The organism is Oleiphilus sp. HI0117 (assembly GCF_001635235.1).
The window spans coordinates 1-6,847 of sequence record NZ_LWGA01000677.1 but is presented as its reverse complement, the minus strand read 5'-3'; the positions used below and the strand labels follow the sequence as shown (position 1 = coordinate 6,847).

General features: G+C 40.5%; 8 protein-coding genes. 1 reads left to right on the top strand and 7 read right to left on the bottom strand.

Going from position 1 to position 6,847, the window contains the following annotated elements; genetic code table 11:
- Positions 1–43 precede the first annotated feature (43 nt).
- Positions 44–733 carry a transposase gene (locus tag A3757_RS09345; protein ID WP_068511523.1) on the bottom strand — a complete coding sequence of 230 codons (690 nt, stop codon included), beginning with the start codon at positions 731–733 and terminating at the stop codon, positions 44–46.
- Between the two features lie 184 nt (positions 734–917).
- On the opposite strand from A3757_RS09345, the gene A3757_RS09340 reads away from it, so the two are divergent.
- Positions 918–1,982 carry a Fic family protein gene (locus A3757_RS09340; protein WP_082870288.1) on the top strand — a complete coding sequence of 355 codons (1,065 nt, stop codon included), beginning with the start codon at positions 918–920 and terminating at the stop codon, positions 1,980–1,982.
- A gap of 209 nt (positions 1,983–2,191) precedes the next feature.
- Here the strand turns inward: A3757_RS09340 and A3757_RS09335 are convergent, their stop codons facing one another.
- The 6 genes from A3757_RS09335 to A3757_RS27590 all read right to left on the bottom strand — a co-directional run.
- Positions 2,192–2,779 (bottom strand): acetyltransferase, encoded by a 588-nt coding sequence (locus A3757_RS09335; protein ID WP_068739485.1) that lies wholly within the window; start codon positions 2,777–2,779, stop codon positions 2,192–2,194.
- 100 nt (positions 2,780–2,879) lie between these two features.
- Positions 2,880–4,052 (bottom strand): SGNH/GDSL hydrolase family protein, encoded by a 1,173-nt coding sequence (locus A3757_RS09330; protein ID WP_068739483.1) that lies wholly within the window; start codon positions 4,050–4,052, stop codon positions 2,880–2,882.
- Positions 4,039–5,868 (bottom strand): carbamoyltransferase, encoded by a 1,830-nt coding sequence (locus tag A3757_RS09325; RefSeq protein WP_068739481.1) that lies wholly within the window; start codon positions 5,866–5,868, stop codon positions 4,039–4,041. Before A3757_RS09325 ends, A3757_RS09330 begins: the two co-directional genes overlap by 14 nt.
- 9 nt (positions 5,869–5,877) lie before the next feature.
- Positions 5,878–6,027 (bottom strand): DUF5989 family protein, encoded by a 150-nt coding sequence (locus A3757_RS26645; protein WP_197469965.1) that lies wholly within the window; start codon positions 6,025–6,027, stop codon positions 5,878–5,880.
- An 11-nt stretch (positions 6,028–6,038) separates the two neighbouring features.
- Complete coding sequence (locus A3757_RS09320) at positions 6,039–6,440, bottom strand: SxtJ family membrane protein (protein ID WP_082872087.1); 402 nt, start codon at positions 6,438–6,440, stop codon at positions 6,039–6,041.
- A 74-nt stretch (positions 6,441–6,514) separates the two neighbouring features.
- Positions 6,515–6,847, bottom strand: a 333-nt coding sequence (locus tag A3757_RS27590) for a hypothetical protein (protein WP_068739477.1), incomplete at its 5' end; no start/stop codon positions are given.

Below are 6,847 nucleotides of genomic sequence, written 5' to 3'. Positions count from 1 at the left end.
ATCTTTGTATTATGGTATAAAAGGGGTCGGTGACAATTAGTAATCATTCGCACTTGAGAGGTCGCCCTATCTTTGAATAGCCAATTGATCTCTTAAGATTTTCTTCGATTTGTGCTTTAAAACGATCATCCCCCAAAGGCATCGAGAAACTGGCTGAAGTACGAATCTCATGTATGACGCCCTTCGACAACGCAACGTTAAACAATTCTCGATAGCGAACAAGGCGGCTCTGCGTATCATGTGCCAATTGAGCATATACCTCATGCGCACTAATTAACGGACTTCTTTCACCATATGCATTACACCGATAGCTAGACCATCGGTAATCAGCCGGATGCTCGACCATATTAGCCATAACCGGGTTTAGCTCTATATACCGATAACACTTGAGCAAATACCCTTCAGCATCGATCAAGCTTGCTTTATGACGACTCTCCCACAATGTACCGCATCGCCGATATGTCTTATTGATGTATTGCACGTAGCGCCGCCCAAGTGACTGCATCACTTTAGAGACACCGTCAGTGCATGAAGGTGTCAACAAAAGATGAGTGTGATTCGTCATCAAGACATAAGCATGACAACTTACATCATAGCGTTCACACGCTTCTTGCAAGCATTCCAGATAAAACTGATTATCTTGATCTGAAAAGAAACACGCTTCCCGATTGTTTCCCCGTTGGATTACATGGCACGGCACTCCGGCCATATACATTCTTGGCTTCCTTGGCATTTCAGCTTCCTCTATCTTCCTTGATAGTTACACGTCATTATCGATCTAAGCTAAGACCTTTTCAAGCTGAGTAATGCGAATGATTATTATGTGTCACCGACCCCTTTTGCTTTTCTCTTTTGCTTTACTTTATCGGACATATTAAATAGAGTTGTGTCCTATATATTAGAATACAGGCTCAGTTATGACCGAGAAACTAGACCCGTCAATGCTCCTCCAGCTGCTTAAGCAAGCCCCTGAATCTTTCGCGCTGTCTGATATTCTTGAATTGATAAATGAACCAACACTCAAGCTTAGCCCTCCTTCAGATCGAACGATACGCCGTTGGCTTAATGAATTAAGTGAGCAAGGCCTGCTTATTAAAACTGGCAGTCGTAAAGGTACACGATATAGTCTTGCTGCACACCAAACGACGCCCAATATGCTGCAGTTTTTGCAGGGACTAGATACAGATATTCAGCTATCTACACTCAAGCAGATTAGAAACCTCTGGACTCATACCTCAACGGCACTAGAAGGCAATACTTTAAGCTTAGGTGATACAAAGTTTATATTGGACGAGGGGTTAACCATTTCAGGTAAACCACTCAAAGAGCACCAGGAAATATATGGCCACGCTAGTGCTATCGAATTGATTTACCAAAACCTTAACCAAGCCTTTACAGCAGAAAGCTGCTTCCAACTTCATTTAGCTATTCAAACAGACCGCGTCACCGACATTTATAAACCGAATGGAGCCTGGAAAGTTGAAATGAACGGTACCTATGCAGTTAATAAGAAAAACCAACAAGTATTTATCGAATATGCCCACCCCTTACATACAGAAAAGTTAATGGCTCTTTTTATCGAAGAGCTCAACTCATTATGCAAGCAAACTCTCAACCTTAAGGACGGAATCAAAGCCTACGCGAAGATTCACATGGGCTTTGTACATATCCACCCCTTCTGGGACGGAAACGGACGCCTTGCGCGATTAATTGCAAACATTCCTCTGCTAAAGTCAGGCCTTCCCCCCATCGTTATTTCGCAGGACGAAAGACAGCAGTACATAAAAATACTTGCAGACTACCAGCTGAAAGTTGGACAACTGACACCTGACTCCGGTGTTTGGCCGAAAACTAAGCTGCTTACTGACTTTGAACAGTTTTGTGACCGCTCCCATAAAGAAACAAGAGAGCTAATAGAAGGCGCTAAAAAACTTCAGGAACAAAGGAACAAAGGAATAACACCAACACAATACGTCTGCTGATTACTCATTCAGCCCAACTAGAGCAGAAAGTCAAAGCAGCTGCATACAAGTTGGAGGCAACTACACACGATCTATTAGGTGTAGGGCAAGTAATACGAATGATTATTATGTGTCACCGACCCCTTTTGTTTTTCTCCGACCCCTTTTGTTTAGTATGCCTCGAGAAACTGGCTGATCATTCATAGATTGTATTCAAACCACTTTCAAAATTACGAAGCAAGCACTGAACCTGGCGGGTAGGTTTTTCCTTTTTCAGCTTTTACAAAGTATCCACAGCAACTTCCCGCTTGCAACCAAGCCATTGCACCTACTTCAACACCTCCAGCAAGCTGAACGCCTACGCCGAGATGAGAAAACTCATGTAATATACAGTCATGATCTGCTGTGGCATTTGCGTTTATCACTACGCCCGTTTTAACCACTGCACTCGTACCGACATAAGCGCCGGCCATAATGGCTACGCCATCTTCTATTTGAGCATACTTACTTACCGTCGCTCTCGGGTGTATTAGCGTCGTTAAGTTAAAACCTTCAACTTTTAAGCGCTGGACAATCTGCTTTCTTACAGCATTATTCCCAATGGCAACAAACACATCATCGACTTTAATATCACCTTTAAAGACATCCTCTACCTTAGCGACAACCTCTCGGCCCATAACGAGTTCATTAGTCGGCGCATTATCATCAGCGAAGAAGATATCACTATACTCACCAGTAATTTCAGCTAAATCCATTACCGCTTGGCCATGACCGCCTGCGCCGATTATTAGGAGTGTTTTCTTTTCATTTATTGTCATTTTAAATTTTGAAGCCTCTAATACTTTTATTTTCTTACCTAACGTATAAACTCAGGTTTATACTGAATACGATATTTAGCACGATGCATCCAATAATCGTTTACTGTAGAACTTTCTCAATTTCCTTTGCTGCCAGCTCATACCCTAATGGTGATAAATGTCCACCTTTGAGTGCGTATGCTTGGTTACCATAGGGCTTTAACACATCCGTTAAATCAATAAACGAGACTTTTGAACCTGAGTATTTTTTTAGAGCTGCCACATACTCAACCGCCCGAGAGTCTGGGTTCCAATACGATGAATTTGGGATATAAACAATAAACGGAGTACAATCATTTATCTCACACATACTCACCGCTTTATCTATTGCATACTTCGAGCTATGTGGCAATTCTGTATCACTAACTCTACTTATCAACTTTCTTATAGTTGGTAATGAAAAGTAGCGGCCCAAGCTCTTAAGAAAACTTGTTTTTCCAGGAAGAGATAAGTTATCAATAGATTCAGCTTTAGATAACATGATTTCACTGACGTCGTTATAGAAACTGACTAACCCATCACTAAGTTTGGAGCAATCTTTAGACAAGTAGGAATTTTCCTGATCACCATTAAAATAGTGATTAAAATGAAATCTATTCTCCTCAGTAATATTGTCATTTGAGTAAAAAACGATACCTAAAAACTGAGGAGAGATACAAGGTAGAAAGCTCTGGATCAAAGCTGAGTAATGATAAGGTGAGTTTGCTCCAGTCCCGAGGCTAATACTCTCAATACCACTCTTTCTGAGCCGCCCCTGTAATGTGTCGTCATATGACACACAAGCTCCTTGAACAAAGGAGTCACCAACCAAAGTGAGTTTCACTTTCTGATCCCAAACGCTATCGGGATTACGAAAACCAAAGCGATCCGTTTTATATTTAACTAACCCATACCCTTCATTACAAAAATAAATATCAGTCTCAGGTTGAGGTGCTAGAGGCGCAACACCATGTTTCATTGCCAGTGTCTTGATGTCAGGATCTGCTGCCACAAAATACGGATAAAGAATTGGCTGATACCCATTTTCTAGTGTCACTTTTTTTTGAGGAATGTCCTCTTCCTGAACACGCTTATTAATAATGCTTTTGGATTCAGAAGATAAACCAGAAGCTGAATTAGAAAGATATTTAGCAAAAGAGATATCTACAAGTATGAGCAATAAGTATGTGAAGCTGCCCATTATCACAAAGAGACTGAGCCATAAACGAAGCTTTCTACCTTTAATCGAGTTCATACTTATCCTTGTAACTCTTAGATAGCTTTTTGTCCTGCTCGCTCTTAACCAAGAAGAAATTATCTATGACGAGTATATCTAAGTCGGTTCCCATAAAACATCGAAACGCATCTTCTGGTGTACAGACAACCGGCTCTCCACGGACATTAAAAGAAGTATTCACTAAGACAGGGCAATCTGTAATTTCTTTGAAGCGAGAAATTAAGGCATGATATTTAGGGTTGGTGTCTTCATGTACTGTTTGAACTCTAGCACTACCGTCAACGTGAGTGACCGCTGGTATAATTGACCTCGGTATCTTTAACTTTTCAATTCCCTCAGATTCGTCCTTCACAGAAAGTTTTTTGGTTTCGGCTACATCAGCAACTAGCAGCATATAAGGACTATCGCAATCGAGATTAAACCAACTTTCAAGATCTTCTCGCAGGATGCTAGGTGCAAATGGCCTGAAAGACTCTCGGAATTTAACTTTTAAGTTCAAATTTTTCTGCATAGTTGTAGATCTAGGGTCTGCAATAATACTTCGCCCCCCAAGCGATCTCGGACCAAACTCCATCCGGCCAGACATCCAACCTATCGCCAGACCATCTGCCAACGCAGAGGCAGTTTTTTCGATAATCTCGTTAGCATTTAACTCTGTGAAACTGGCTCCAAGGTCAGTCAGCTTAGACCTTATATCATTCGAACTAAACTCGGGACCTAAATACGTCCCTTGCATACTATCCTTACCCCGTACAACCGACCTTGGTTGATCAAGCATTGAGTAATATGTCGCTAAAGCTGCTCCAACAGACCCACCGGCATCACCTGACGCGGGCTGAACCCAAACATTTTCAAAAATATTTTCTCGTATCAACACACCGTTGGCAACACAATTGAGCGCAACACCACCCGCTAAGCAAAGGTTCGTCTGACCGGTCTCACTGGCAATATTCCTAGCCATCTTTATCACAACATCTTCAATAACTTTCTGAATGGAAGCAGCTAAATCCATTTCTTTCTGAGTTAAAGTTGACTCCGGTTGTCTTGGAGGGCCACCAAACAAGTTATGAAAGCGCTTATTCGTCATTGTTAAGCCAGTACAATAGTCGAAATACGCCATATTCAACTGAAAAGAGCCATCGTCCCTAATGTCTATGAGGTGTTCTTTAATCTTATTAACATAAACCGGTTTTCCATACGGGGCTAAGCCCATCACCTTATACTCACCAGCATTCACCTTAAAGCCGGTATAGTAAGTAAATGCAGAATATAAAAGCCCCAGAGAGTGCGGAAAATGAATCTCTTTCAAAACCTCTAAAGAATTTCCTTTCCCGATAGCTAGAGATGTCGTCGTCCACTCACCTACACCATCCATAGTAAGCACTGCTGCGTTATCAAAGGGGGAAGGATAAAAAGCACTTGCTGCGTGACTAAGGTGATGCTCTGAGAACAGTAAACGGTCACGCCACTCAGTATCGCAACCGAGAACATGAGACAGTTCTTTTAATATTGTAGATTTTTGAAATAACTTATCTTTAACCCATAAGGGCATCGATGTAGCAAAACTCCTCAAGCCTTTGGGTGCGAATGCCAAGTAAGTCTCAAGCAAGCGTTCAAATTTGAGAAAGGGCTTATCATAAAAAGTAACATACTCAATTTGATCAGGCTTGATTTGCGCTACCTGTAGGCAATATTTAATCGCTTCAATTGGAAAAGAGGAGTCATGTTTTACACGAGTAAACCGCTCTTCTTGAACTGCAGCTACTATTTCCCCCCCCTTAATTAAACAAGCTGCACTATCGTGGTAATAAGCTGAAATTCCTAGAATATACATCGAATAATCTTAAAAAAGCGTATAGATAAATGGAGCGACGACTGATCCTTCTGCAAGTACCAATAGTCCACCAAAGAGCACCATGACGCCAATAATTGGTATCAACCACAACTTCTTTCGTACTCTCAGAAAAGCTATTAGCTCTTTAAGAAAATCCATTTGTTAGTTCCTTAGAATTGGTTCTTGAAATCTGTGGAGTTTTGCTCCGCGTCAGTTCTATCTTTCCAATGCGAGTTACGCTTCTGCATCTTCAATCTAAGTTCGTCTCGTCCAAACACTCGCATTCCAATAGCGACTGGAGTTATCAGAACATAAAAAATAGCCCCAATAATAATTGGGCTAACAACCTTCCCTAATAACAAACCAATTTTAAACCATAGAATATTGAACGGCCTTAGTAATGCAGGAAAAACAAAAGCACTAACAAAGAAAACCAATGCTAACGATAAGAACAATACAGAGAGCGTTACGTTAGCCTGCAGATAAAAATAAGCACAAATACAAAGAAAAACAGCACACCATAAAACACCAAAACTTTTTTCAGGAGGTAGCTGTGAACTAGACAAAGACATGGGAATATAAACCTAAAATATATTCGATGAAGTATAATCCGATATAGCTAAAACAATCCACTTACTTATTACGTTTAAGCACTTTGAAACTTACTAATTAAACGATGACCGAACTGTATAAAATAACTCTCAATATATCTATGCAATATTCCGGATAACATATAAGAGAAAACAACCACGACAAGAAAACTAATAATTAATCTCACTTCGCTTTCAAACCACTGATTCAATATATATCTATTTAGTATCGACGCACCTTGCTGTGCAAAAACAAAATGAATGATATACATAGAATAAGATCTAATACCTATTATTCTCAATATCCCTAAGTTCAGCTTTTTAACCGATTTAAACAAAATTAGTAATAAAGAAAATGACAAGGCTGACAAAAATGGAGCTAGGGTCAT

Coding starts and splice junctions, on each gene's coding strand:
- A3757_RS09335 (WP_068739485.1), bottom strand. CDS start 2,779: ATGACAATAAATGAAAAGAAAACACTCCTAATAATCGGCGCAGGCGGT.
- A3757_RS09320 (WP_082872087.1), bottom strand. CDS start 6,440: ATGTCTTTGTCTAGTTCACAGCTACCTCCTGAAAAAAGTTTTGGTGTT.
- A3757_RS09330 (WP_068739483.1), bottom strand. CDS start 4,052: ATGAACTCGATTAAAGGTAGAAAGCTTCGTTTATGGCTCAGTCTCTTT.
- A3757_RS09340 (WP_082870288.1), top strand. CDS start 918: ATGACCGAGAAACTAGACCCGTCAATGCTCCTCCAGCTGCTTAAGCAA.
- A3757_RS09325 (WP_068739481.1), bottom strand. CDS start 5,868: ATGTATATTCTAGGAATTTCAGCTTATTACCACGATAGTGCAGCTTGT.
- A3757_RS26645 (WP_197469965.1), bottom strand. CDS start 6,027: ATGGATTTTCTTAAAGAGCTAATAGCTTTTCTGAGAGTACGAAAGAAG.
- A3757_RS09345 (WP_068511523.1), bottom strand. CDS start 733: ATGCCAAGGAAGCCAAGAATGTATATGGCCGGAGTGCCGTGCCATGTA.